Origin of the sequence: Planktothrix mougeotii LEGE 06226 (assembly GCF_015207485.1) — a bacterium.
Lineage (GTDB): Bacteria > Cyanobacteriota > Cyanobacteriia > Cyanobacteriales > Microcoleaceae > Planktothrix.
The window spans coordinates 14,604-39,598 of record NZ_JADEWU010000041.1; the positions used below are offsets into that span (position 1 = coordinate 14,604).

Here is a 24,995-nt window from a genome sequence, read left to right on the forward strand (position 1 = left end):
GTATCAAGCAATACTTTTTCAGTTGATTCTGAATCCGACATTGTATGTAAAAATGGATAATTATGTAAACTGGAGGGTGAAAAAGATGACCAACCGAGGTTCGTTTTACTGGAGTTCTCGTTATCGAGGAAATGCAACTCCTGAAAATGTTGTGTTTAATGCTAATTTGCAGGAATTTGCTCAGAAGGTCAACCTTATTGTTGGCTTGCAAACCAGTGGAAAACTTTCAGTTGAAGAATCTTATGTACAAATTGAAGCTTTATGGGAACAACTTCGAGAAAGTAAACAACATTTGGGAATTGGAAAAAAAGCAGGATAAGAGCCTGAATTTAGGGTTATCAAAGGAAGGGTACAGTTCATCTGTACTCTTTCTTTTTAAGGACAATTTACCAACAATCCTTCACCGAGATTAGATCGATAAACAGGAAGTTCTACTTTTTTAAAGAAAAATGTAAAAGTTTGATAAAGTTCATCTATAATCGTGGCATAATGACCTCAAGTCGTTCTATTCTAAACGCTAGACGATTTGAAGATTCCAGTCAAAAATTGTACAATACTCTATCTAAAGATAGACTTAGATCAACCTCATTTTAGCCCATCATTTTGAACTTAGGCATCAAGATATTATACCATCAGAACCCGGAAATTGATCAGGACGGGTATTTCAAAACCAGTCAAGGCAAAAAGCCACCAGTTCTAAACCCCCTATTTCCAAAATTTATTTACGGTTAACATCCTCATGGCATCTCTTAGTAAACAAGCAATTCAAGGTACAATTTGGACTCTCTTCGGCTATGGAGGTAGCCAAGTCTTACGATTTGGGGGAAACCTAATCCTTACTCGTCTTCTAGTCCCTGAATTATTTGGTTTGATGGCATTAGTTAATACCTTTATTATAGGTCTTAACCTATTTTCAGATATTGGAATTCGCCCTAGTATTATCCGTAGTCAACGGGGAGATGACCCAGAATTTCTGAATACGGCTTGGACAATTCAAGTATTCCGAGGATTTGGGCTTTGGATTACTTGTTTATTGATCGCAGCACCCATTGCCTCTTTTTATAACGAACCTCAACTTTTGTGGATTACACCCATTGTTGGTTTTGGAACAGTTATATCGGGATTTAACTCAACAGCTTTAGCAACATTAAACCGTAATTTGGCATTAGGTAAACTCACGGTTTATGATTTTGTTATCCAAATCACAAGTCTCAGCGTCATGGGTGTTTGGGCTTGGATTAATCCTACAATCTGGGCTTTAATCAGTGGAACATTGATCGGTTCGTTTTTGGGTTTGATTAGAAGTCATCTCTTGAATGAAGGCAGTCCCAACCGTTTTGCTTGGGATAAAAAAGCCCTTGAGGAAATCTTTTCCTTTGGTCGGTGGATTTTTCTCTCCACGGCAATGACTTTTTTAGCAACTCAAAGTGATCGCCTGATTCTCGGAAAATTAATATCTTTAGAAAAATTAGGCATTTATACAGTTGCTTATACCTTTGCTGACTTACCCAGACAACTCTTGAACAAAATTAGTAGTCAAGTTCTGTTTCCCGTTTTTTCTAAACAAATGGATATTCCCAGGGAAAACTTAAGAAAAAAAATCTTAAAAAAACGTTGGTTTATCTTAATAGGACTTGGTTTACTAATCACTGTTTTTTTTGGTTTTGGTGATTTGATTATTTTAGCTTTATATGATGATAGATATAAACAAGCAGCCTGGATGCTACCCATCCTCAGTTTAGGATTATGGCCAGTCGTACTTTGTTCAAGCCTGGATAAAATTTTATATGCGATCGGAAAACCCCAATATTCAACAGTCGGATATTTCTTGAAATTTTGTTATATGATGATCTTGTTACCGTTGTCTTTTAAAGCCTTTAATATTTTAGGAGTCATTATTACGATTGCTTGTAATGATATTCCTTACTATATAGTCGTTAATTATGGACTTTGGATTAACAAGGTTTCCCTAATTAAGCAAGACCTGGAGGCTAGTTTAGTGTTGATTATCTTAGTAATCACGGTACTTGGGATTCGATATCAAATAGGTCTTGGCCTGCCTTTTGCCCAAGCTTTATAACTGAGTAACGGTGCTTATATTCTTCAGTAGATAACCACTCACAACAGTCAATCACCTATTGATAGCATTGATAGCAAGGAGTTTTCTAATGATTAAACCCCAATTTATCATCATCGGTGCAGCTAAATCGGGAACAACAACACTCTATCAATATTTGTGTCGCCATCCCCAGATCTTTATGTCTACTCCAAAAGAACCCGACTTCTTTTCTGTAGATGCTCACTATGATCGAGGAATGGACTGGTATGAATCCTTATTTGGTCAAGCAAAACCTGATCAAATTTGTGGTGAAGCCTCAACGACCTATTCCCGCTTACAACAATATCCCCATACGGTAGAACGTCTTGTCAAAGCTTTACCCCAGGTTAAACTGATTTATATTATGAGACATCCCGTAGACCGGGCCTATTCGTTCTACATTCATCGCTTTAAAGGAGCTCGCCATAAACCAGAATTAGCGGTGGAAAAAACCTTTGAAGAAACCATTGTCAAACAAAGTGAATTTATTGACAGTAGTTTTTATTTCTATCAAATCGAACAGTATCTGAAATTTTATCCCCGTGAGTCATTCCTCTTCCTGCCCATGGAAGACTTAATTCAACGCCCGCACGAGACGATTTGCCAAATTCTCACGTTTATCGGTGCTGATTCCCAGATTAATTTGACCGAGGAAAGTACCATTGTTGCCAATAAAGCCCAGGATGATTCAGAATGGTTTGTAAGGAAACAAATAACCTCTTCCTTCAACAAAATTCCCGGGTTTGAGCAGTTCAAAGCTTTCTTTCCCAAATCCTTGAAGGATCAAGCCTACCAATGGCTACGCCGTGCCAAATACCAACAATGGAAATCCCAACAATATATGCCACCTCCAATGCTGGCCGAAACTCGCAAAATGTTATTAGAAAAATTTCGAGAACCCAATCAGCAACTCGCTGAATTTTTAAATTGGGACTTATCTCACTGGAACCGTTAAAATCGACATTTTCAATCATCAACTCTAGGAGAAAAATCATGACACAATCCTTAAGCTTTTGTCTGGATTTAAACAAGTTAAACGATTTAGCCGAAAATCAGTGGAAATCCTACGCTGAAGCGGAACCCTTTCCCCATATTGTTATTGATAATTTTCTTCCTGAATCGGTCTTAGATGAAATATTGGAAGAATTTCCTAAACCCGGACAAATCAATTGGAGACAATTTGATGCAGAGGCTGAAAAAAAATTAGCTTCTACCTCCGAACTGCAAATGGGTGAAGCCACCCGGTTTTTACTCTATCAATTAAATTCTTCCGTTTTCCTCAAATTTTTAGAAAAACTCACAGGAATTTCAGGAATTATTCCCGACCCTTACTTTCACGGAGGAGGGCTTCACCAAATTGAAAAGGGAGGATTTTTAAAAATGCACGTTGACTTTAATAAACATAAAGGTTTGGGTTTAGATCGGCGGTTAAATCTGCTCATCTATTTGAATAAAAATTGGCAAGAAGAATATGGCGGACATTTTGAAATGTGGGATGCAGAAATGACCCACTGCTTTAAAAAAGTTCTTCCGATTTTTAATCGGTGTGTAATCTTCAGTACCTCAGACTTTTCCTATCATGGTCATCCTGATCCTTTAACTTGTCCAGAGGGAATGACTCGCAAATCCTTAGCCCTTTATTACTACACGAATGGTCGTCCTCCTGAAGAAGTTTCGGACACTCATTCAACGGTATTCCAAGCCCGACCCGGAGACAATTTAAACTCCAAACCCGCTCCTGTTCCCCTGAAAACTCTGCTCAAAAAATTCCTGCCACCAATTCTTTTCGATCTTCGTAACGCAATTAAGCATAAATCCTAAAGTGGGGAACTATCCACATCTGACAAATATGGGAAATTTGCCACCGCGTTTATGACACCTCAAGCACAACTGGCTTTATTACTCTTGCTCCCCACTGTTCTGTTGTTATTTAAACGGTTTTCAACGGATAGAGCAGTGGTGATCAGTTTTATTCTGGCGTGGCTATTTCTTCCCCAACGTGCTGTCTTTTCCTTCCCCGGTTTACCTGATTATGATCGCGCCACCGCCACCAGTTACAGCATTATGCTGGCCACTTATTTGTATCATCCCCAAAGGTTTCGCACCTTTAAATTCGGATGGTTGGATATTCCGATGCTGATGTGGTGTATTAGTCCTTTTATGGCATCAATCACGAATGATTTAGGAGCATACGATGGATTTTCATCGATGCTTACCCAAATTGTTGAGTATGGTATTCCTTACTTTTTAGGTCGCCTATATCTCAATAGTTTGAAAGGTCTTCAGGAATTAGCGATGGGTATTTTTATTAGTGGGATTATTTATGCCCCCTTATGCTGGTTAGAAAGCGTAATTAGTCCCCAACTGCATCGCATGGTCTATGGCTATCATGGCATTCACCAATTTTCCCAATCCTATCGTTTAGGAGGATATCGACCCAATGTATTTATGAAACATGGTTTAAGTGTGGGGATGTGGATGATGGCAGCAACGTTAATTGCGCTGTGGCTTTGGCAATCCGGTACGTTGAAAAAATTTTTGAATATACCCATGATGTTTTGGTTCATCGGGTTATATATCACTCATCTTATAGTTCGCTCCACAGGTGCTTATATGTATATGTTCTTTGGAGTGGTAATTTTGTTCTGTGCCAAATTGTGTCGCACCGCCTTTCCCCTGCTGCTGTTAATTTTGATGTTATCTTCTTATCTGTACCTGGGTGTGACGGGAAACTTCACTGGAAAACAAGCCGATCAAATTATTGAGGTTGCAACTCAGATGGCGGGGGCAGAACGAGCGGCATCTTTAGAATTTAGATTTGATAATGAAGAATTATTAGTGGTAAAAGCTAAACAACGAATGTGGTTTGGTTGGGGAGGATGGGGACGAAATCGGATTTATGCCTATAGCGAATCGGAAGGAAAACTGAAGGATATTTCTGTTACGGATAGTTTGTGGATTATTGCCTATGGCATTAATGGCGCCTTCGGGGTAATCGGTATCTTTGGAACCTCTTTGATTCCCCCACTCATGTTTTCCTTGTTTCAATATCCGGCTAAAACCTGGTTTCGTCGTCCCCAGGTCGCTGGTGCTGCTGTGCTGAGTGTGGTTATAGTTTTATATGTACTAGATAACCTCTTAAATGATCAATATAATCCCGTTTTTACCCTAGCGAGTGGGGGTTTAGCTGGGTTATTGATGAACCCCAATCCCCAAGAATTCAATTCCTCTGTTGCTGGTTCTAGCCATACGATTAATAGCCAGGGGACAGAAAATCAAAAAATCCCGGCTACACCGCTTCTCATGACTACTAAAACTGTTAAGTCTATTCCTAAAGTCAATCCCAGAAAGTCTCGACCGATTCCGATTTCTGCAAAACCTAGTGTCAGTCTGCTTAAGCTTAATCGCCGAAAGTCTCGACCGATTCCGATTTCTGCAAAACCTAGTGTCAGTCTGCTTAAGCTCAATCGCCGAAAAAGCTAGATCTCTATAAAAAATTAAGCCTAAATAATTGAACGGTTAAAAGTTGTTTTTAAAGGAATTGATCATGTTGATATTTAATTTAGTTAAATTAAAATTAAAAAAAAATATTGTATTATTTTTTATTGTTATTATGGGAATAGGAATAATCATATCTAAAATGATTGATGATTCTCAAAACGGTTTCAAAGGAGTTGCATTCAGCCAAGGTTTATCAAATTCTCAATCTCCTTTAGGCATTAATTTGAGTGGTTTAGGGACTGCATCAACTCAATTTGCATTTATTGACTATTTTAAAGGTTCCCGCCAGTGGTTCACGACCTGTCGCAGTTTAAAAACATCAGACTGTCGAGGGGAATGGGATACAAAAGAATCTGAGCAATTAGATTTAGATGAACAAGGTTGGGTTAAATCCTTACCCAAGCCCGAAGATCCTCCCCGCTATACTCAAGTTGCCACAACTTTATTTAAAGATATCCCTAAAGATACTCCGATTTCTGGACAATATCTTGTTTTCTATGACGGAGAAGGAACGTTAGAATATGGTTTAGCCGCTCAAAAAGATTCTAACCTTTCTAAACCCGGACAAGATGTGATTACAATTGATTTATCCAAATCAAATGGGGCGTTAATTGTAATTGCTGCAACTGATCCGAATCAAACCGGAAATTATATTCGGAATATTCGGGTAATTAAAGCAGAAGATCAAACTCGTTATCAACAAGGTGAACAATTTAATCCCGTTTTTTTGGATAAAATTAAAAAATTTAGAACTTTGCGATTTATGGATTGGATGCAAACCAATCATTCTCCTCAAAAAGAGTGGGAGAATAGACCAACACCTGCAACAGCAACCTATAGACGTTCAGGAGTTCCTTTAGAAGTGATGATTGCTTTAGCCAATCAAGTTCAAGCAGAGCCTTGGTTTAATATGCCCCATCAAGCAACGGATGAATATATCCAAAACTTTGCCCAGAAAGTAAAAGCGGAATTAAATCCTAATTTAAAGGTCTATATCGAGTTTTCTAATGAAGTTTGGAATTGGAATTTTAAACAAACTCGCTATGCTTTAGAACAAGGTCAAGCTCGATGGGGAAAAGATAAAAAAGATGCCTTTCGTCAGTGGTATGGAATGCGAACGGCTCAAATGTGTGAAATTTGGAAAAGGGAATTTGGAACTCAAGCTGATCGGGTTATTTGTGTGATTTCTACACAAACGAATTCAAAAGGAGCAGAACAAAAAGTTTTAGATTGTCCCTATTGGGTGAATGAAGGAAATAAACCCTGTTATCAAGGGATTGATACCTATGCGATCACCGGTTATTTTGATGGCTCTTTAGGAGATTTGGAGAATAGTAGTACGCTTGAATCGTGGATCAATCAGGGAGATACAGGAATTAATCAAGCTTTTCAACAGTTAAAAAAAGGAGGATTACTCCCCAAAGACCAACATAGTTTACTTGATCAGTATCAAACTTTTTTGTATCATGCAGAAGTCGCTAAATCCAAATCATTAACATTAGTAGCTTATGAAGGAGGACAACATTTAGTTGCGGAGCGCAAACATCCTCAACAAGAACGCTTGACGGATTTCTTGATCCAACTCAATCGTAATCCGCAAATGTACGATACCTATCTACAACTGTTACAAGATTGGAAACAAGCTAAAGGAACTTTATTTATGCACTATGCTGATATCGGTAAACCGACAAAATATGGCAGTTGGGGAGCTTTAGAATCGGTCTATCAACCCACTTCACCCAAATATAAAGCTTTAGAGGATTTTATTGATCAAAATCCTTGTTGGTGGGAAAATTGTCGTTAGATGATCCGCTAACTGCTGACATTATTTTTATGTTTAAGGAGGAATGAATGGAGGAAATTACAGTTGAAAACAATAGTTTGATTAATCGGATTCGATGGGCGATTGTTATTATTAATTATCGCACTCCTCATCTCGTTATTAATTGTTTAAAATCCCTTGAAAATCAAGTGGAAATAGGGTATGATCAGGTGATTATTGTTGATAATGCTTCTGGGGATAATTCCGTTGAACTTTTGCAACAAACGATTACAGAAAATCAATGGTTTTCTTGGGTACAACTTCTTCCTTCTCCGGTGAATGGGGGATTTTCCGCCGGGAATAATTTAGGAATCAAAGCCATTGAAGCCGAAGCTTATTTATTACTCAATAGTGATACCATTGTCCGACCCGGAGCCCTTTCATCTTTACTTCACGCCTGGAAAACTCACCCCGAAGCGGGACTGATTAGTCCTCGTTTAGAATGGCCCGATAGTACCCCCCAAATTAGTTGTTTCCGCTATCATTCTCCCTTGAGTCAATTGATTGATGCTGCGGCGACAGGAATGATTACAAAACTGTTTCAACAATATGACGTACCGATGGAGGTTTCTAATACACCCTATCAACCGCAATGGACAAGTTTTGCTTGTGTTTTAATTCGTCGGGAGGTGATTGAACAAATTGGCTTTATGGATGAGGGCTATTTCATGTATTTTGATGATGTGGATTATTGTCGTCGCGTGAATCAGGCGGGCTGGCAGATTCTCCATTGGCCAGAAGCGAGGGTGGTGCATTTACGCGGAGGAAGTGGTTCGGTGAAGTTGGATATGGCGGCGCGGCGTCGTCCTCGCTCCTATCTCTATGCTTCTCGTTCTCGGTACTTTGCAAAATTTTATGGGATTACAGGGTTATGGTTAGCAAATCTCCTGTGGTTAGTCGGTCGGAGTTTGTCTTGGATTCGGGAATTAGTCGGAAATAAACAGCCCCATACCTGCGAATTTCAAGCTCAAGATATTTGGATGAATTGTTTAACTCCCTTAAATCTATCTCAACAAGAATAATATGAATAAAACCCCTGATTTTATTATTATTGGTGCGATGAAATGTGCCACCAGTACCCTACATGAACAGTTGGCTTTACAACCCGGAATTTTTATGAGTCAACTCAAAGAACCTAATTTTTTTAGTAATGATGAAGAATACGAAAAAGGCTGGAATTGGTATCTATCCCATTTTGAATCTGCACCTGTAGATGCCTTCTGTGGAGAATCCAGCACCCATTATACTAAATTACCCACTTATCCTCAAACCATTCAACGAATTCAGCACCATTTACCCAATGCTAAATTTATTTATGTGATGCGACATCCGATTGATCGATTAGTGTCTCAATATATTCATGAATGGACACAAAAGGTGATGAGTGAGGATATTAATACAGCGATCAAAAATCATCCCGAATTAATTGATTATAGTTGCTATATGATGCAGCTTCAACCCTATTTTGAAACCTTTGGTCAAGATCGGGTTTTACCGATTTTCTTTGAACGAATGCTTTCTTATCCCCAAGCCGAATTAGAACGGGTTTGTGAGTTTATAGGTTATCCCCAAAAGCCGATTTGGAACTTTGAACTAGAAGCGCAAAACGTATCGACTGAACGTATGAGAAAAAGTGCTTGGCGGGATTTTTTAGTGGAAACTCCGGGTCTTCGAGAATTGCGACGTTTATTGGTTCCTAAATCTTTTCGGACTTGGGTTAGAAGTTGGTGGGCGATGAAGCAAAAACCAGAACTCACGCCAGAAAATCATGAGAATTTGCGATTAATTTTTAACTCAGATTTAGCTGTTTTAGGGTCTAAATTAGGAATAGAATTATCCTGTGATAATTTTAAATCCGTTGTCAAAAATCAAGCTTTTAATTGGGTTTAATTCTTAGCAATAGAGGAGGTTTGACCTTGAGTAGTATTGGATTAGTCGCCATTGGACGCAATGAAGGTGAACGGTTACGGAAATGTTTATCTTCCATCATCGGAAGCGTTGACAATGCAGTTTATGTTGATTCCGGTTCAACAGATAATTCTGTGGAAATAGCGAGATCCCTGGGTGTAGATGTTATAGAATTAGACTTATCTATACCCTTTACCGCAGCACGGGCTAGAAACACAGGTTTTGAATTTTTACTTCAGAAAAATCATGAATTAAATTATATTCAATTTGTAGATGGTGACTGCGAAATTGTAGCGGGATGGTTAAACACAGCCCAACAAAAATTAGATGAAAATCCTAATATTGGGGTGGTGTGTGGACGACGACGAGAACGGTATCCTGATGCGTCAATTTATAACCGTCTTTGTGATATTGAATGGAATACTCCTATTGGTGAAACTAAAGCTTGTGGTGGAGATGCCATGATGCGCGTAGAAGCGCTTCAACAAGTCTCTGGATTTAACCCCCAATTAATCGCAGGAGAAGAACCGGAATTGTGTGTTAGGCTACGACAAAAAGGATGGAAAATTGAGCGTTTAGAGGCAGAAATGACCCTCCATGATGCTCAAATGACTCGGTTTAGTCAATGGTGGAAACGCCATTTAAGAGCAGGTTATGCCTATGCTGAGGGAGCTTATTTACATGGAAAGCCACCGGAAAACCATTGGGTGAGAGAAAGCCGTAGTATTTGGTTATGGGGTTTCATTATTCCTGTCTTAGCTTTAATCTTAATATTGCCAACCCATGAATGGAGTCTGATTTTATTTTTAGCCTATCCTTTATTAATTTATAAAACCTATCGCTATTATAAAACCAGAGGATTTTCTGGTTCAGATTCTACCTGGTACTCAGTGTCTTGTATGGCTTCAAAATTTCCTGGCTTAGTCGGACAAATCAAGTTTTATTTTAATCAAACCCTAGGAAAATCTAACCCGTTAATTGAATACAAGTAAGCAAAATTATTCCATCGGGTGAAACCGTCGTCGGAATTCCGGCTGAAATTATTCGTTCAAAGTCTGCTCAAAACCCAAACTGAATTTGAACGAAGTTATGCCGTTTCAGCTTACAGATTGATAGGTTGAGAAATTCTGAAAACGGAGAGGGTGGGATTCGAACCCACGAGGAGTGCAAGACCCCTAACAGATTTCGAGTCTGCCGCATTCGACCAACTCTGCCACCTCTCCAAACCTGAAATGATTCAGATCGTATTTTAGACGACTTTTCGATTATAGCAGGGAACGGGGAACAGGGAACCAGAAACCGGGAAAAACATTTCATCGTTTAGGTTTACTGCATTAGTCTATTAAAGAAAAGACCCATCTGTTTCATCAAAATCTAAAGTTGTTTCAAAACCTTGAGTCGGTGTCCATCTAATGGCTCCATCTCGACCCGTCCAAAAGATTTGAGTTTGTTGTTGACTTAGGATTTGTACCGTTTTAGGATCAATAGAATTAGAAGAAGCGATCGCTATTTTAGGCTTGAATACAGATAAAATTTCTGGGCTTAAGGGTTCTCCTGACCACCACAACACTTGAGTCGGGGTTAAACTTTGACTTTCCATCAACTGTTTTTGGTCATTAATAGAAGTTTCTCCTAATAATGTCCAAGTGTTTTGACCCATTTCAAATCGAATCACCGGGGGCTGAGGATTTAATAATTCAAGTTTCACAGAACCTAACATCACAGGTTGACGTAATATTAAAGGAACATAAGCTCCTTTTTGTTGAGCTAATGCTTTCAAAATGACTTCATTGGTAGCTTGATAGGTTTTTTTGGGGGCTGGATTATCGTAAAATCTTTTAATCGGAACATTCTCTAAAATAAACGGCCAACCAATACTTAAACCCAGTTGGGGATGAGTCGCAACTGACCCTTGAATTTCATTGACACCCTGAGCATTTAAAAACGGTAAAACGACAAATTGGGCTGTGTTTTGACTTCCACTATTAATTAAAGTTACTTTTCCTTTTTCTTCAATCACTAAAATCGGTTCTTTAGGTGTACCGAGAATCGTGGCTTGAAATTGGGTTTTTTTAGTATACCAACCCGGTGCCACCACTATTAATATAGCACAAGTCACTGCAAATAAAAGAGGAATCCAGCCTTTTTTATAAGTAAAAATTTGGGGATTTTCTTGAGAATTCACCCAGATAAAATAACCCCAAATTAAAAAATTTAAACTATAGAGGGTAATCAATTGTATTAGGGAAATACTGCCCACCGCAATAGAATTTCCGGGAAGGTGACTAAAATAATCGGCTGTTTCAATTAAACCTAAAATTGGATAATGAAGAACTTGGGAAATCGCACTTCCAAATCCCGGCATCAATAAAGCGACTAAAGCACTTGCCATACCTCCTAATGTAATAATTGAAATCAGAGGAGAAGCAATAATATTAACCAGAATACTATAGGGAGATAAAACTTTAAAAACGTAGAGTTGTAGGGGTAATGTCCAAATCATGACGGCTAAAGGAACGGCGATTAAAGAAGCGAAAAAGGGAGGCATCCAATTTAACCGTTGCATTAAGGGAGGAACTGTGACCATTAATCCCAATGTGGCTAAAAAACTCAGTTGAAATCCGATATCCGATATCCAAAGGGGGTTAACAATTAATAATAATATAGCTACCAGTAATAATACATTTAAGGGTTTGGTTTGACGTTGGGTTAAAAGGGCAATTAATACCGCTAATCCCATTAACGTTGCTCGTAAAACAGAAGGTGAAATCCCCGTTAAACCCAAGTAAAACAGAAGCGTTAATAATCCTAAAATAAATCGAATTTGGGGAGAAAATCTTTGAGTAAGAGCTAAAATAACTCCCAATAAAAATGAAACTTGAAATCCTGAAGCTGCTAGAATATGAGCGAGTCCAACTTGAACAAACGTATCTCGAATATCGTAAGGTAAATCAACCGCTAAACGGCCTAATACCATCGCACTCAGTAGCGAACCTTCAGGAACTCCTAATAATTTAGCTTGAGCGCGTGTAATGCGTTGGCGAATTTTCCACAATCCCCAAGGGGGAGGTTGACTATCATCATGACTAATATAACGTCCCCGCAATCCAGCAAAAGATCCTTGTTGAGCCAGATAGTTATAAAAATCAAATCCCCCTGGGTTTGAAGGGGGTTGAGGTTGATATAAACTTCCGGTAATCGCAACACTTTCCCCCGGATATAACCCCGTTGCTTTTAATAAAGGAACAGTCACATAAACTAAGCCCCTCACATCTCGACTAACAGCAATCGGAGTATTATTATTCGTAATTTCATTAACTTGATTTACGTTTAACCAAAATTGTCCCCGTCCTGAACGAGTTAACCGGGGAATACTACCCACTTCTCCGCGAACCGTAATTAATAAATCTTGGCTATTCCCGCTATTAAGAATTAATTGACTAATATCATTTGTCGCTGGTTGAGGAGTTCTAATTTGTAAATAAACACTGGCTAAAAAAGCGGTGATTCCGGCTAATAACCACACCCAAAACGGCAGTTTAGGACGAGGAGGTTTAGGAATTTTTGCTGCAAACTCAATCGGGTCAGTGAGAGCATCTTTGCGGGTTTCTTTTTGTTTAATAAACTGTTGAATTCTAGCTTTTCGCGATTGTTTTTGCTGATAAACTTGTTTCAGGGCTGTCGCAAGTGCTAATATAATTCCTAACCCTAATATTCCATAATTTACCCAAGGGATTGCACCTACTAGCAAACCTAAGAGATAAGCAAAAGCCAGAATAAAAATCACCGTTTGATTCATTCAATAATCAGGGAACAGGGAACAGTCAACTCTTTTATAGAGAACATCCTATCTGATAACAAGTGAACCCAACACTTAGGCAGGAGCCAGGTTTCTCAACAGACCAATCGTCCCCTCGCCGAGCCGGAGAGGGGATGGGGAAGAGGTTACAAAGTGTTATCCGGTAGGGAACCACTCGTAGCACCTGAATACACAATACCGCGCTCCATATCCAACGTCAAAATCACCCCATCTCGAATCATGCGAGTAGCATTCTTTACTCCCACAATTACAGGAACCCCTAACCGTAAACCAATGATCGCCGCATGGCTGGTTAAACTATCCGCTTCAGTCACCACACCCACCGCCTTTCGCATCGCATCCACAAAATCAGCACTGGTTTGGGGAGTGACTAAAATGTCTCCCACATTAAAATCGCTCAATTCTCCGGCACTGCGGGCAACCCGTGCTCGTCCCGTTACACAACCTTGACCAACAGCCGTGCCCTTGCCTAAAGCAGCCGTCACCACTTCCACCTTAATTAAATCCGTAGAACCCGCCACCCCTTGCAAAGTTCCGGCCGTCGTCACCACCAAATCCCCATCCGCCAGCAGATTTTTTTCCCTAGCCACCGTCACCGCCGCTTGGAAAGTTTGGTCAGCCGAAGGTAAATCTAACACCAATAGCGGTTTCACCCCCCAGACTAAACTTAACTGTCGGGCCACCTCCACATGGGGGGTAATGGCTAAAATCTGGGTTTGGGGTCGAAATTTAGAGACGTTACGCGCCGTAGACCCGGTTTTAGTTAAGGTCATGATAGCTGCGGCATTCAACTGATGGGAAATTTGCCCAACAGCTTGACTAATCGCATTAGGAATAGAACGTCCGGTATCTTCAACTTTAGAAATATTGCGGGTGACGCCATCTTGTTCAATTCGCGCCGCAATTCGCGCCATAGTTGCGACTGCTTCTACAGGATATTTGCCAACGGCTGTTTCATTAGAAAGCATCACCGCATCAGTACCATCCAAAATCGCATTCGCCACATCGGAAATTTCCGCACGGGTGGGTCGAGGATTATTCACCATGCTATCTAACATCTGAGTAGCGGTAATCACCGGAATTCCCATGCGGTTAGCGGTGAGAATTAACCGTTTTTGTAATATCGGCACATCTTCAGCCGGAAGTTCTACTCCTAAATCTCCTCGCGCCACCATCACGCCATTACACAAAGCCAGAATTTCTTCCATTTGTTCAATCGCTTCATGTTTTTCAATTTTGGCAATGACGGGAACATCTTTCCCTGCACTAGCGATTAATTCTTTAATTTCTAATACATCCTGGGGATTTCTGACGAAACTTAAAGCAACCCAATCAACTCCTTGATCTAAACCAAACATTAAGTCTTTTCGATCTTTTTCTGTCAACGCTTTAATCGACAGATAAACCCCCGGAAAATTCACCCCTTTACTATTAGAAAGAGTTCCGCCAACCACCACACGACAATATAAGCGTCCCTTTGCTGGTTCAACTTTCTCCACGAACATCTCAACTTTACCGTCATCGAGGAGAATAATTGCCCCTTCTGGGACTTCATCGGCTAAAGGTTGATAAGTTACGGAGGAAATTTCCTGAGTTCCGACGACATCCTCGCTGGTGAGAATAAACAAATCATCTCGGTTGAGAATAATTGAACCATTCTCAAATTTACCCAGTCGAATTTTAGGCCCTTGCAGGTCTTGTAAAATTCCGACAGGTTGGTTGAGTTCAAAGGCCGTTTGTCGAATCAAGCGAATACTGCGTTGATGATCCTCATGGGTATTATGGGAAAAATTCAACCGTAGAGTCGTTGCACCCGCTTCAATCAACGCGCGCAGAACGTCAGGCTTCTGTGTAGCAGGGCCAATTGTAGCGACTATTTTGGTTCGGTGCAGTAGATTTTGCGGTTGCATGACTCAATAAACTTCTAGGGAATTATTTGTAGAGACATTCCGGGGAACATCTCTACAAAGCATAAAGAAAATTTAACCATGTCAGGGACACATAACGATAAAGAATTCAGAATCCGGTGTTTGGGAGGTAATTACGAATTACGAATTACGAATTACGAATTACGAATGGGTTTTATTGCCTATTTGGGGAAGTAACGGGGGTTCAAACGAGATCCAGTACCCCCGTCGGTGGGATCGAGGAATTGACGCAGGGGAATTCCTTGACGATTTCGAGAACCACCTAACACCCCTCGAATAACGTCTCCGGTGCTTTTTTCATCGACAAGGGTATAAACGCCTTGGGTGCTTTGACCACTATCCGCAATAACCAGGTTTTGGAAAATGCGATCGCGCACAAATAAGGGATCTTCCCCAGGAGGAACCGTTAACACAATCCGACATTGAGGAACATCTTCGGTTGTGGCGCACAACGTATTATAACCGTTTTCAATCGCTGTACTCAGTTCTGATAACCCATCGGGACGATAGGACTCTAAACGGCGACTAATTTCGGAGCAACGGCGTTCGGGCGTCCATCCTCCCCCCATATTACTCGGAACGGCCCAAGCATAGCCTTGATTGGGTTGACTCACCGGATAATACATGACCGTATATTGACCGCCAATCACTTCACATCTAAATCGCGCCATCTCTGTTTCCCCGGTTTCGACTTCTACTTGAGGAATGGGAGGCTCCGAGGCGGGGGGAAGGGTTTGAGGTGCAGGAGTTTGTGTCGAATTGGGGGGGGAAACCTGAATGGGTTGTTGAGATTGCTCGGTGTTGCGGCGGAGTTGCAATAAATCCCTTAAACTGGGTAAACTTAGCCACTGAGAACGGGAATGATTCGAGGTGGGTTGAGCCTTAACTTCGGTTGGATAACCCATTAGTGATAGGGTAATGGATAAACTTACGAGTCCGAGTAAGGATGGGCGAAATCGTGAACGAGACATAAATATTTCCTCCTAGGGATAAAATCGTGGTATTTTAAGCTGTTACGTTCCTGTTTAGCTCTTTCACAAATCTTTACAATCTGTTACTTTTCTCATAAAATACTCAGGTGTGAAACTTCAAGGAGTGCAAACCGTAATGTCGGAGGCAAGCAAGCCACTGACAGTCCCCAAAGAATACCTCACCCCAGAGGGTGGTTTTAACACTACGCTACTGATGTTTTTCGTCGCAGTAGCTCTGGTGATCTATTCCACGTTGGGATACTGGCGTTGGGGTTGGCCAGACTGGTGTTGTTTTTTGATTAATGTTTTGGCACTGCACCTTTCCGGGACAGTGATTCATGACGCATCCCATAATTCTGCCCACAAAAACCGCATTCTCAACGCGGTATTAGGACATGGTAGTGCTTTAATGTTAGGGTTCGCTTTTCCCGTATTTACACGGGTGCATATCCAACATCACTGCCACGTTAATGATCCAGACAATGATCCCGATCATTTTGTTTCCACAGGTGGGCCTCTGTGGTTAATCGCGGCGCGGTTCTTTTACCATGAAGTGTTTTTCTTCAAACGCAAACTCTGGAAAAAGTATGAACTTCTGGAGTGGTTTTTGAGCCGCTTATTTGTGGTGACGATTGTTAGCATCTCGATTCATTATGGGTTTCTTGACTATATTCTAAACTTCTGGTTTTGTCCGGCTTTAGTCGTCGGGATAGCCTTGGGTTTATTCTTTGACTATTTACCCCATCGCCCTTTTCAAGAACGCAATCGTTGGAAAAATGCCAGGGTGTATCCAAGTCCGATTTTAAATCTGTTAATTTTGGGGCAAAATTACCATTTAATTCATCATTTATGGCCCTCTATTCCTTGGTATTATTACAAGCCAACTTATGAATTTATGAAACCCCTACTAGATGAAAAAGGTTCCCCCCAAACTTTAGGAATCCTAGAAGGGAAAAAAGACTTTTGGAGTTTTCTCTATGATGTCTTTTTAGGAATCCGTTTTCACTCTCGCAAATCCTCAACGGATAATTAAACGTTTACCCTTGAAGTTCAAGGGATTGAGAATTAAGAATCGCTATTGAACAGAGGTTCTTAATTCTTAATTTATGAGATGATGATATTCTGGGAAGGAACCATGAAATCTGAAGAAAAAACCGCAAGTCAAACTTCACAAGCCGAAAATAACAAAGAAAAAAGTAATTGGGATAAAATTAAAGAGAATATTCTAATTTTAGCGATCGCATTAGGATTATCCCTATTGATTAGAACCTTTATTGCTGAACCTCGGTATATTCCTTCCGATTCCATGTTTCCGACTTTAGAAATAGGCGATCGCTTAGTGATTGAAAAAGTCTCCTATTATTTAGATTCTCCTCAATTTGGCGATATTATTGTATTTAATCCTCCCTCGCAATTACAAGAGATTGGCTATGCAGCCGATCAAGCTTTTATTAAACGAATTATTGGTAAACCAGGTGAAATTGTAGAAGTTAAAAATGGTCGAGTTTATATTAATAATCAGCCTCTATTTGAACGGTATATCGCTGAAGAACCCCATTATCAATTACCTCCGGTGAAAGTTCCCGAAAATTCCTATTTTGTTATGGGAGATAATCGCAATGATAGTAATGATTCCCATGTTTGGGGTTTTCTTCCCAAAGAAAATATTATTGGTCGCGCTGTATTCCGCTTTTGGCCAATTGAACGATTTGGCGGAGTTTAGATTGTTTTAAGTCTTTGGGCGAGTTCCTGATGTAAAGCCAGGTAGTGACGGTAATCATTAGCCCATTCTATAAATAGAACATCATCAGATAAAAGCCCGCGATTATATTGGTTAAAGAATTCCTTGGAGTCAATTTTTTGCTGGTTTTCGTATAAGCTGAGTCGTTTAGCAACAGCAACTAAAGCATCTAACGGTGATGTATATTGAATGATTTGTTTACGCATAGATTTGTTGTTTTTATAGGGATCTCTAACGAGGGAAACAGATTGTTGTTACATTGATAATAAAATATCTAAATTTCAGTTTAGGCTATTTTTAAGTTATTGTCAATCATTGTGTTTTGAGAATTAATAACAGTTACAATCTCTAAAATAGAGGTTATAACCAAAATTGTTTATCTCCATCTAAAGAACCCGGTGAAATTCCTTGTAAACGTCGATAAGCAATTCGATCTGAACCATATAAGGGAACAGGTAAACGGGGTTCTTTTAATGCTCCATGATGCAGTAATGTTAGTTTCAATGTTGCTTCCACTAAATCTTCAAGTGAAATCGGTTGAGTCTCATCAAGATCAGGAATCACTCTTAGACGCAAAGGAAGAGGTAAACCCATATTTTCTGACTTTAATTGGGTTGTTACTAAAAGAACTTCATGAGACGATAAGCGAAGTGATAATCCTCTTGTCGGTGCTTTTAAACTGTTTTGAGACGGGTTATAGTTATACAGTCGAGGTACTCCTGATTTAATACATTCTACTAAAATAAATTTAGCCTGAATTGCTTTTTCTCTTTCCTGTAAATGCTTAATTTCATTCCCGCGAAACAAACCATCTCGATAAATTAATACGGTTTTTCCCCGTAAATCCTTAGAAGGGAGAAATTTTTCTAAAGTGCATTGATCAATTTCTTCTCCTTCGGTTAACGCATCTTCTAAACCATAACGAATAAATTCTCCTCGCTGATTATATAGACGAACACTAGCACAAACATTTAAGCTTCCGGTTCCCTTTTTTTTCGGTTTTCGAGAAATATCTAATCCAATAAAATAATCGGCTATTTTTAAAGGTTCAGCTAGAATAAACGGTAGATTTCCTAATTTGGCTAATATTCCAGGGACAACTTGATTAAGGATATTCGCATAATTAGCGGGATCTTTGATAGTATTCTCATAAATCACTTGACTTGCTAATCCTCGACGCAGTATTCTCGAAGAAATAAAACTATATAAACTACCCTCTTCCCTATCATCAGTATGGCGATCGCTTTGCGGAAGAAAGGTCAAAATAATATCAGGTTTAATCACTAATAATTCATCAAGAGCTTCTTCAACGGCTGCTTTTGCTTCTGAATCACTTAATCCTTCAATCGAAATGGGCTTCACTCGATCATGATCTACTTTTTTAGTTTTTGGATCAATTAAATTAACAGTATTGAATTGATAATGTTTTAGCCGATTTTGGATTTGTTCTAAAAACACAGAATTGACTTTAAATTCGCCTACCTTTAAAATATTAATTCTAATGGCTCTTGATGGATTATTGTAATCTTCATGACGACGATAAACTCCGTTTTTAAGCCCATTCAAAATAGCCCCTCTCTTACCTCGAAAGTTATTGCCAAATAACAGAGGAGTATCTTCAATATTAAAACTAGGCAAGCTGAAAACACCGGGGTAAGAAAAGTTATTAACACTTTTCTCCACTGTAAAGCCATAATCGGCTAAACATAGTTGTGCAGTCTGCTTATAGGAGTTTAAATATTCTTGTCTTTTTTGATATTTTATTTTTGTGTGTGTCAGTAAATCCCCGTGTTTTATCTCAAACAAATAAGAATTTTCTTCTGTAATAGAAGGACAAAGTGCTGCCATTACATAATCATATTCTTTAGGATTTTTCCCAAACTTAACTGTAACGACAGGTTGATCATCTGGTGCATCATTAATGGCTGTGCTACTAACTGAAGCAGGCTTATGTTTTAAGAGTTCTTCTCTATTTTCTCCTACAGTTCCTCTCAAGCCAACAATTGTACAACTATTATAATTTTCACGTTCTCGAACTTTTAACCCGATCAAGATTTCTTCAGGCTTATGACGATAAGGATGATTTTCATAGTATTCTACTAAAGTTCCTTGATAAGAAAAATAGCTTTTCGGGGTAAGTACCAAAGCAGGGGATATAGAATTATTGAACTCTATCGTTTCTGCCCAAAACTCAGCTTTTCGTTTAACTTCAACTTGATTTTTAGACCAAACAGTTTCAGCATAAAAAGCTTTCCCTTTTTGTAATGCTCTGACGGCTAATTGTGCTAAAATAGAAGCGGTAGGTTGAGGTTCTATTAATGATTGAATGGAATAAATGCGATCGCCAATATCATCTTTCAATTCTTCTGAAATTTCTCTCAAAGCTTCTCGCCATTTTTCATGTCCGTATCGTTCCTCATTCTGTTTTGTTAAAATCCAAAAATATCCGGCTTCCCAAATCACGATTCTATCCTGAAATTTTTGGCTTAAATGCCAACTTATTTTATTTCCTAATTTTCGATCAACTTTGGGAGACAATCGAAAGCTATCGAGATTAGGATTAGGAATCGTAAGGGGAAAAATTTCACTTAAAAAATAAGTAGGCGTTGTAGCGATTTGAGAAGTAGATGAAATCGTGTTTGTCATGAGGCAGCAACCTCTGAATAAACAGAAAATTTACAAATTGATTTAACCTGGCAATGATAGCAGTTAACCCCAGGATTAGGCGGAAAAATATTCTCAAAATTAGAACGGTTAAACCGATACTGTTTTAATTCTTTTTGGAGTCGTTGAGCTACTAGAGCCATTTCAATTTCAAAAGCCTTGAGAGTCTCTTGACTAGCAGAAATAAGTTTTGATTGTTCACATTTTTCAACATTATAGAAAGATGCGATCGCAGGTTGACCGGGATATAAATAACTAACAGCGAGTAGATAAAGATAGGCTTGCCTGTAGTCAATACCAGAATGACCCGTTTTAAAGTCTAAAATGTGTAAGATTCCATCTGTTTCTTCAAAAATACAATCAATGGCAGCAAAGAAGTTAAACCAATAATTCCCATGCTTGATTAAAATAGGCTGAGGAAAACCTTCATCCCCTCGGTTTAGCTTAATAATTTTTTTGCCTGCTAAGATGGGATTTTGGTAATAGTTGTTCAGGATAGTTTTAATTCTTTCCTGAACTAAACTAGATTGTTGATTCAGTTTAATAATTTCAGCAATTTGATCGACTCCATCAACACTAGACAACAGTTGTGGGTTATAATGAAATTCATAAATACCTTGTTGCGCTAAGAGTCCAATTCGCTGCGGTGCAGTATCTTGTTTGAGTAAAGGTTCAATTCCTGGTTCTCGTTTTTTCGCCCTAGCAAAACCTCGTTTCATGTCACAGTGAAATTTCTCCTGACCCACAGGGGGTTCAAATTCCAGCCAAATTCTATAACTGGCATAGGGACGCCATACTTTGTTCATCTGTTTAACCCTCCCAATAGAGGGTGCTAAAGAATTCATTGGGTTAAAATTTCTTGGCGTGTTGTCTAAATTGGTCAACTTGAACAACAATTTCAGATTAACCCGGATTGAATATAAAGTCAAGATAGAATAAAATTTTTGCATAATGAGGAACTCTAACCGTGAGCGAGACGTTTGGTAAGCTGATTCGTCAAGCCCGAAAACAGAAAGAATATAGTCAGCGTGAACTGGCAAAGATGATTAAGGTTGATTACACCTATCTGTCTAAACTGGAGAATGATCACGCTGGCTATCCTCCCAGTGAGGATGTAATTGAGGCATTAGCCCATCATTTAGATTTGATGGATCGAATTAATGACCTCAAACGGCTTGCAGGGCGAATTACGCCAGAAGATGCTCAGGCGTTTGAAGAATTGGTCAGAAAGTATCAGCAAATGCCTGCTTTGCTGCGACGGATGCGAGATGAACCAGAATTTGCTCAAAAAATCCTGCGGGAAACAACACAATCAGAGGGTGAGGAGTAATTCAGTTGAGTGTTATTAAACCTTATCGACACCTATCAAAACAGGAAATTGAAGCTCAAGCTGTTAGTATTCTTAAGCGAGTACAGGAAAAACGGACACGCCCTCTTAAATGGCCACTAGATGCAGGCTGTATTGCTGAAACATTAGGATTAGATATGGATTGTGGCAATATTCCTCCTGATCAACAAGGGGAAATTGCTGCGATGATTCTACCCACTGAACGAAAAATCATCTTAAATGAGAGGAGCGTAGTCATGTCTAAAGGGTTTGAAGAATCCTGTATTGCTCATGAAATTGGGCATTGGGAACTTCATATTGATCACAATCAATTGCATCAACAGCAAGCCTCTTTTCTATGCCGTGCGATTAATAATTTACAGGGAATTGAATGGCAAGCTCAGTATTTTGCGAGTTGCTTGCTAATGCCAACTTTTAAGTTAGAAGAAGCTAAAAAAGGGCGAAATTTAACAAAGTGGCCACACTTGTATGCGATTAAAGACGAATTAGGTGTCACGATTAGTAACTTAACTCATCGTTTACAACAACTAGAATGGATTAAGATTCCAAAGGGTACAAAAGAGATTTATCGAGGAAATGCCTATCCCGAATAACCCATTTATGTGATTCAAAGAATTTAAGTTGTATTGATGATAACAGGTTACATACCTTAAAAAATATTCTTGTAATTAATGGGGCTTGATGATGGGCTATGGCGATCCTACTTGAATTCTGTATAGGCTTGATAAACCGCTTTAACATTATACCAATTCAGAAAAATCCGAGCAATTTCTAAGGCTAACTGAGGTTTTCCTCGATCAATCAAAATTTGTAAAAATCCTGCCATTGTTTTTTCGTTTAAACGTCCTCCCAAAGACAATAAACCCCATAATATTTGATGTAATAGCGTCATTTGAATCATCATTTTAACTTCAAAATTAGGATGTTTTTGATAAAATAAAACTCCCATTCTTCCCCGTTGAATTTCTCGGTCTATTAATTTCGGTAACTCTTCTAAACTAAAAGCCGGATGCCAATGATAACCGACAGCATCAGGACATTTTATTAATTTTAACCCTAATTTTTTTAACCTCACCCCTAATTCTAAATCCTCCCAGCCATATTGTTTAAATTGACAATCAAATAATCCGGCTTCAATTAACCAATGACGAGCGATCGCCACATTTCCTGTCGCAAAATAAGCCGCAGAAAAATCTGTAATTTTATACGGTTCAGATGTGGGATTCTCAAAATTACAAGTATTAATCACCCGACCATAGGTAAAAATTTTATCTGAAGTTTTATATCCTTCTGCTAACGTTTCTGCATGGGATTGTAAAAACGTTTCTGTCACCACTAAATCACTATCAATAAAAATAATAATCTCCCCTGTTGCCTGTTCTACCCCTAAATTTCTGGCAGCAGCTGGCCCTTGATGGGATTGACAGAATACCCGAACATGGGGCAATTTTAACTGATTTTCCTCTAACCAAATTAAGGTTCCATCCGTTGAACCATCATCGACAACAACCACTTCATAATCGGTAATCGGATGATGATATTGTTGTTGTTCTAACGCTTGTAAACACTTTTGTAAAATCGCTAAACGATTATAAGTCGGAATGACAACACTTAAAAACACAGTTTTTATAACCTAAACCCTCAATCAATCTTATTATTAACCACTCACAGGCCTAAAATCTAGCCTTCTCGTGTTTTTGCGACTCAAAACTAAATATTCTCAATCCCTGACATCCAAAGAGCATCAAAGACGAGATAATGTAACATTTGGTTACTTCAGGAGAACATATTAATCATGGGTCGCGCTGAAAAAGTTGTGCTTGCTTATTCCGGTGGGGTGGATACTTCCGTTTGTATCCCCTACTTAAAAAATGAATTTGGCGTTAAAGAAGTGATTACCCTGGCCGTAGACTTAGGACAGGGGGATGAACTAGGGCCAGTCAAACAAAAAGCCTTAGACTCCGGTGCTGTAGAATCGTTAGTGATTGATGTGCAGGAAAGCTTTGTTAAAGATTACGCTTTCCCAGCTATTCAAGCCAATGCGTTGTATGAAAATCGTTATCCCCTCGCCACCGCTTTAGCTCGTCCGCTCATTGCGAAAACCTTAGTGGAGGTGGCCGAAAAATACGGTGCGGATGCTATTGCTCATGGTTGTACTGGAAAAGGCAACGACCAAGTGCGATTTGATGTGTCTGTAGGTGCATTAAACCCGAAATTGAAAATTCTAGCCCCCGCGCGGGAATGGGGAATGAGTCGGGAAGAAACCATTGCTTATGGAGAAAAATTTGGCATTGCTTCTCCGGTGAAAAAATCCTCCCCCTACAGTTTAGATAAAAACTTATTGGGAATTGCCATTGAAGCGGGGCCCTTAGAAGACCCTTGGACGGAACCTTTAGAAGAAGTTTATGCAATGACAAAACCCATTGCTGAAACGCCTAACGAACCGGAATATATTGAAATTGGGTTTGAGAATGGGGTTCCTATCAGTTTAAATGGGGAAACCATGAACGGGGTTCAATTAATTGGAAAATTAAATGAAATTGCCGGAAATCATGGCGTCGGACGCATTGATATGATTGAAAACCGTTTAGTTGGGATTAAATCACGGGAAATTTACGAATCTCCAGCGATGATTGTGTTAATTAATGCCCACCGAGATTTAGAAAGTTTAACGTTAACTGCCGATGTTACTCGCTATAAACGGGGCATTGAAGAAACCTATAGTCAGTTAGTTTATAATGGCTTGTGGTATAGTCCGTTAAAAGCGGCTTTAGATGCCTTTATCCAACAAACTCAAGCCCAAGTTTCCGGTACAGTTCGGGTGAAATTGTTCAAAGGAAATGCAACTGTTGTGGGTCGCAAATCTGAAAATTCTCTCTATAGTCACGACTTAGCAACCTATGGTTCTGAGGATGTTTTTGATCACAAAGCCGCCGAAGGTTTCATTTATGTTTGGGGTTTACCGACTCGTGTTTGGTCGGAAAAAATGAGAGGTTAAATTTATCAGAGGGTGAGTCCTTGCTCACCCTACGAGCCAATTAATTCTGACCTCAACTGTATTGAGATAGATAGCTGCAATATTTTCATCAGGGGGGTCTTTCTGCATTTCCTCTAATGTTGTCGATACCTTGAAGAAGTTTATCGAACAAACCGAGAGGAACAATGTTAAAAATTTCGTAGTAGTTTGGGATGAC

21 protein-coding genes and 1 tRNA gene are annotated in these 24,995 nt (G+C 39.3%); 14 read left to right on the forward strand and 8 right to left on the reverse strand.

Features of this window, described 5'->3' with window-relative positions; genetic code table 11:
* The first annotated feature begins 85 nt into the window (after positions 1 to 85).
* The 9 genes from IQ236_RS16720 (at position 86) to IQ236_RS16760 (ending at position 10,321) form a co-directional block, all read left to right on the forward strand.
* A complete protein-coding gene (locus tag IQ236_RS16720; RefSeq protein ID WP_193870344.1) occupies positions 86 to 319 on the forward strand; it encodes a DUF7219 family protein in 234 nt (77 codons plus the stop codon).
* A 420-nt stretch (positions 320 to 739) separates the two neighbouring features.
* Complete coding sequence (locus IQ236_RS16725; protein ID WP_193870345.1) at positions 740 to 2,080, forward strand: oligosaccharide flippase family protein; 1,341 nt, start codon at positions 740 to 742, stop codon at positions 2,078 to 2,080.
* An 88-nt stretch (positions 2,081 to 2,168) separates the two neighbouring features.
* Positions 2,169 to 3,053, forward strand: a complete 885-nt coding sequence (locus IQ236_RS16730; RefSeq protein WP_193870346.1) for a sulfotransferase domain-containing protein — start codon at positions 2,169 to 2,171, stop codon at positions 3,051 to 3,053.
* Positions 3,054 to 3,091: 38 nt separating this feature from the next.
* Positions 3,092 to 3,919, forward strand: coding sequence for a 2OG-Fe(II) oxygenase (locus IQ236_RS16735; RefSeq protein WP_193870347.1), 828 nt, complete (start codon positions 3,092 to 3,094; stop codon positions 3,917 to 3,919).
* 51 nt (positions 3,920 to 3,970) lie between these two features.
* Positions 3,971 to 5,581: an O-antigen ligase domain-containing protein gene (locus IQ236_RS16740; RefSeq protein ID WP_193870348.1), complete on the forward strand. Its 1,611-nt coding sequence runs from the start codon at positions 3,971 to 3,973 to the stop codon at positions 5,579 to 5,581.
* 64 nt (positions 5,582 to 5,645) lie between these two features.
* Entirely contained in the window at positions 5,646 to 7,403 is a 1,758-nt protein-coding gene (locus IQ236_RS16745) for a cellulose-binding protein (RefSeq protein WP_193870349.1), read from the forward strand.
* A gap of 47 nt (positions 7,404 to 7,450) precedes the next feature.
* On the forward strand, positions 7,451 to 8,443 hold the full coding sequence (locus IQ236_RS16750) for a glycosyltransferase family 2 protein (RefSeq protein WP_228041687.1): 993 nt from the start codon (positions 7,451 to 7,453) through the stop codon (positions 8,441 to 8,443).
* Between the two features lies 1 nt (position 8,444).
* The gene (locus tag IQ236_RS16755; RefSeq protein WP_193870350.1) at positions 8,445 to 9,311 is read left to right on the forward strand and encodes a sulfotransferase family protein; all 867 of its coding nucleotides are present in this window, start codon (positions 8,445 to 8,447) and stop codon (positions 9,309 to 9,311) included.
* A 26-nt stretch (positions 9,312 to 9,337) separates the two neighbouring features.
* Entirely contained in the window at positions 9,338 to 10,321 is a 984-nt protein-coding gene (locus IQ236_RS16760) for a glycosyltransferase (protein WP_193870351.1), read from the forward strand.
* A gap of 142 nt (positions 10,322 to 10,463) precedes the next feature.
* Here the strand turns inward: IQ236_RS16760 and IQ236_RS16765 are convergent.
* The 4 genes from IQ236_RS16765 to IQ236_RS16780 form a co-directional block, all read right to left on the reverse strand.
* Positions 10,464 to 10,552, reverse strand: a tRNA-Ser gene (locus IQ236_RS16765).
* A 119-nt stretch (positions 10,553 to 10,671) separates the two neighbouring features.
* Positions 10,672 to 13,128, reverse strand: a complete 2,457-nt coding sequence (locus tag IQ236_RS16770) for a ComEC/Rec2 family competence protein (protein ID WP_193870352.1) — start codon at positions 13,126 to 13,128, stop codon at positions 10,672 to 10,674.
* Positions 13,129 to 13,274: 146 nt separating this feature from the next.
* Positions 13,275 to 15,059 (reverse strand): pyruvate kinase, encoded by a 1,785-nt coding sequence (gene pyk / locus IQ236_RS16775; RefSeq protein ID WP_190523471.1) that lies wholly within the window; start codon positions 15,057 to 15,059, stop codon positions 13,275 to 13,277.
* Positions 15,060 to 15,238: 179 nt separating this feature from the next.
* The gene (locus IQ236_RS16780) at positions 15,239 to 16,048 is read right to left on the reverse strand and encodes a COP23 domain-containing protein (RefSeq protein ID WP_193870353.1); all 810 of its coding nucleotides are present in this window, start codon (positions 16,046 to 16,048) and stop codon (positions 15,239 to 15,241) included.
* Between the two features lie 136 nt (positions 16,049 to 16,184).
* Here IQ236_RS16780 and crtR point away from each other — a divergent pair, with 136 nt between their 5' ends.
* Both crtR and lepB read left to right on the forward strand, forming a co-directional pair.
* Entirely contained in the window at positions 16,185 to 17,081 is an 897-nt protein-coding gene (gene crtR / locus IQ236_RS16785; RefSeq protein WP_190523467.1) for a beta-carotene hydroxylase, read from the forward strand.
* A 102-nt stretch (positions 17,082 to 17,183) separates the two neighbouring features.
* On the forward strand, positions 17,184 to 17,771 hold the full coding sequence (gene lepB / locus IQ236_RS16790; protein WP_193870354.1) for a signal peptidase I: 588 nt from the start codon (positions 17,184 to 17,186) through the stop codon (positions 17,769 to 17,771).
* On the opposite strand, the gene tumA is transcribed toward lepB, so the two are convergent.
* The 3 genes from tumA to IQ236_RS16805 form a co-directional block, all read right to left on the reverse strand.
* A complete protein-coding gene (gene tumA, locus IQ236_RS16795) occupies positions 17,768 to 17,995 on the reverse strand; it encodes an antitoxin TumA (RefSeq protein ID WP_193870355.1) in 228 nt (75 codons plus the stop codon). The two genes, lepB and tumA, sit on opposite strands and share 4 nt — an antisense overlap.
* 154 nt (positions 17,996 to 18,149) lie before the next feature.
* Positions 18,150 to 20,435, reverse strand: a complete 2,286-nt coding sequence (locus IQ236_RS16800) for a Piwi domain-containing protein (protein ID WP_193870356.1) — start codon at positions 20,433 to 20,435, stop codon at positions 18,150 to 18,152.
* Positions 20,432 to 21,259 (reverse strand): PD-(D/E)XK nuclease family protein, encoded by an 828-nt coding sequence (locus IQ236_RS16805; protein ID WP_193870357.1) that lies wholly within the window; start codon positions 21,257 to 21,259, stop codon positions 20,432 to 20,434. Before IQ236_RS16805 ends, IQ236_RS16800 begins: the two co-directional genes overlap by 4 nt.
* Positions 21,260 to 21,420: 161 nt before the next feature.
* Between IQ236_RS16805 and IQ236_RS16810 the strand changes: the two genes are divergently transcribed.
* Positions 21,421 to 21,783, forward strand: coding sequence for a helix-turn-helix domain-containing protein (locus IQ236_RS16810; protein WP_193870358.1), 363 nt, complete (start codon positions 21,421 to 21,423; stop codon positions 21,781 to 21,783).
* 5 nt (positions 21,784 to 21,788) lie between these two features.
* Entirely contained in the window at positions 21,789 to 22,394 is a 606-nt protein-coding gene (locus IQ236_RS16815; RefSeq protein ID WP_193870359.1) for an ImmA/IrrE family metallo-endopeptidase, read from the forward strand.
* A 107-nt stretch (positions 22,395 to 22,501) separates the two neighbouring features.
* Here the strand turns inward: IQ236_RS16815 and IQ236_RS16820 are convergent, their stop codons facing one another.
* On the reverse strand, positions 22,502 to 23,422 hold the full coding sequence (locus IQ236_RS16820) for a glycosyltransferase family 2 protein (RefSeq protein ID WP_193870360.1): 921 nt from the start codon (positions 23,420 to 23,422) through the stop codon (positions 22,502 to 22,504).
* 174 nt (positions 23,423 to 23,596) lie between these two features.
* On the opposite strand from IQ236_RS16820, the gene IQ236_RS16825 reads away from it, so the two are divergent.
* Complete coding sequence (locus IQ236_RS16825; protein ID WP_193870361.1) at positions 23,597 to 24,799, forward strand: argininosuccinate synthase; 1,203 nt, start codon at positions 23,597 to 23,599, stop codon at positions 24,797 to 24,799.
* The last annotated feature ends 196 nt before the right edge of the window (positions 24,800 to 24,995 follow it).

Bases quoted from the DNA above. Each gene is read 5' to 3' on its own strand.
- IQ236_RS16800 (WP_193870356.1), bottom strand. From the start codon at position 20,435: ATGACAAACACGATTTCATCTACTTCTCAAATCGCTACAACGCCTACT.
- IQ236_RS16825 (WP_193870361.1), top strand. From the start codon at position 23,597: ATGGGTCGCGCTGAAAAAGTTGTGCTTGCTTATTCCGGTGGGGTGGAT.
- IQ236_RS16770 (WP_193870352.1), bottom strand. From the start codon at position 13,128: ATGAATCAAACGGTGATTTTTATTCTGGCTTTTGCTTATCTCTTAGGT.
- IQ236_RS16720 (WP_193870344.1), top strand. From the start codon at position 86: ATGACCAACCGAGGTTCGTTTTACTGGAGTTCTCGTTATCGAGGAAAT.
- IQ236_RS16725 (WP_193870345.1), top strand. From the start codon at position 740: ATGGCATCTCTTAGTAAACAAGCAATTCAAGGTACAATTTGGACTCTC.
- lepB (WP_193870354.1), top strand. From the start codon at position 17,184: ATGAAATCTGAAGAAAAAACCGCAAGTCAAACTTCACAAGCCGAAAAT.
- IQ236_RS16740 (WP_193870348.1), top strand. From the start codon at position 3,971: ATGACACCTCAAGCACAACTGGCTTTATTACTCTTGCTCCCCACTGTT.
- pyk (WP_190523471.1), bottom strand. From the start codon at position 15,059: ATGCAACCGCAAAATCTACTGCACCGAACCAAAATAGTCGCTACAATT.
- crtR (WP_190523467.1), top strand. From the start codon at position 16,185: ATGTCGGAGGCAAGCAAGCCACTGACAGTCCCCAAAGAATACCTCACC.
- IQ236_RS16730 (WP_193870346.1), top strand. From the start codon at position 2,169: ATGATTAAACCCCAATTTATCATCATCGGTGCAGCTAAATCGGGAACA.
- IQ236_RS16745 (WP_193870349.1), top strand. From the start codon at position 5,646: ATGTTGATATTTAATTTAGTTAAATTAAAATTAAAAAAAAATATTGTA.
- IQ236_RS16805 (WP_193870357.1), bottom strand. From the start codon at position 21,259: ATGAACAAAGTATGGCGTCCCTATGCCAGTTATAGAATTTGGCTGGAA.
- IQ236_RS16750 (WP_228041687.1), top strand. From the start codon at position 7,451: ATGGAGGAAATTACAGTTGAAAACAATAGTTTGATTAATCGGATTCGA.
- tumA (WP_193870355.1), bottom strand. From the start codon at position 17,995: ATGCGTAAACAAATCATTCAATATACATCACCGTTAGATGCTTTAGTT.
- IQ236_RS16780 (WP_193870353.1), bottom strand. From the start codon at position 16,048: ATGTCTCGTTCACGATTTCGCCCATCCTTACTCGGACTCGTAAGTTTA.
- IQ236_RS16735 (WP_193870347.1), top strand. From the start codon at position 3,092: ATGACACAATCCTTAAGCTTTTGTCTGGATTTAAACAAGTTAAACGAT.
- IQ236_RS16755 (WP_193870350.1), top strand. From the start codon at position 8,445: ATGAATAAAACCCCTGATTTTATTATTATTGGTGCGATGAAATGTGCC.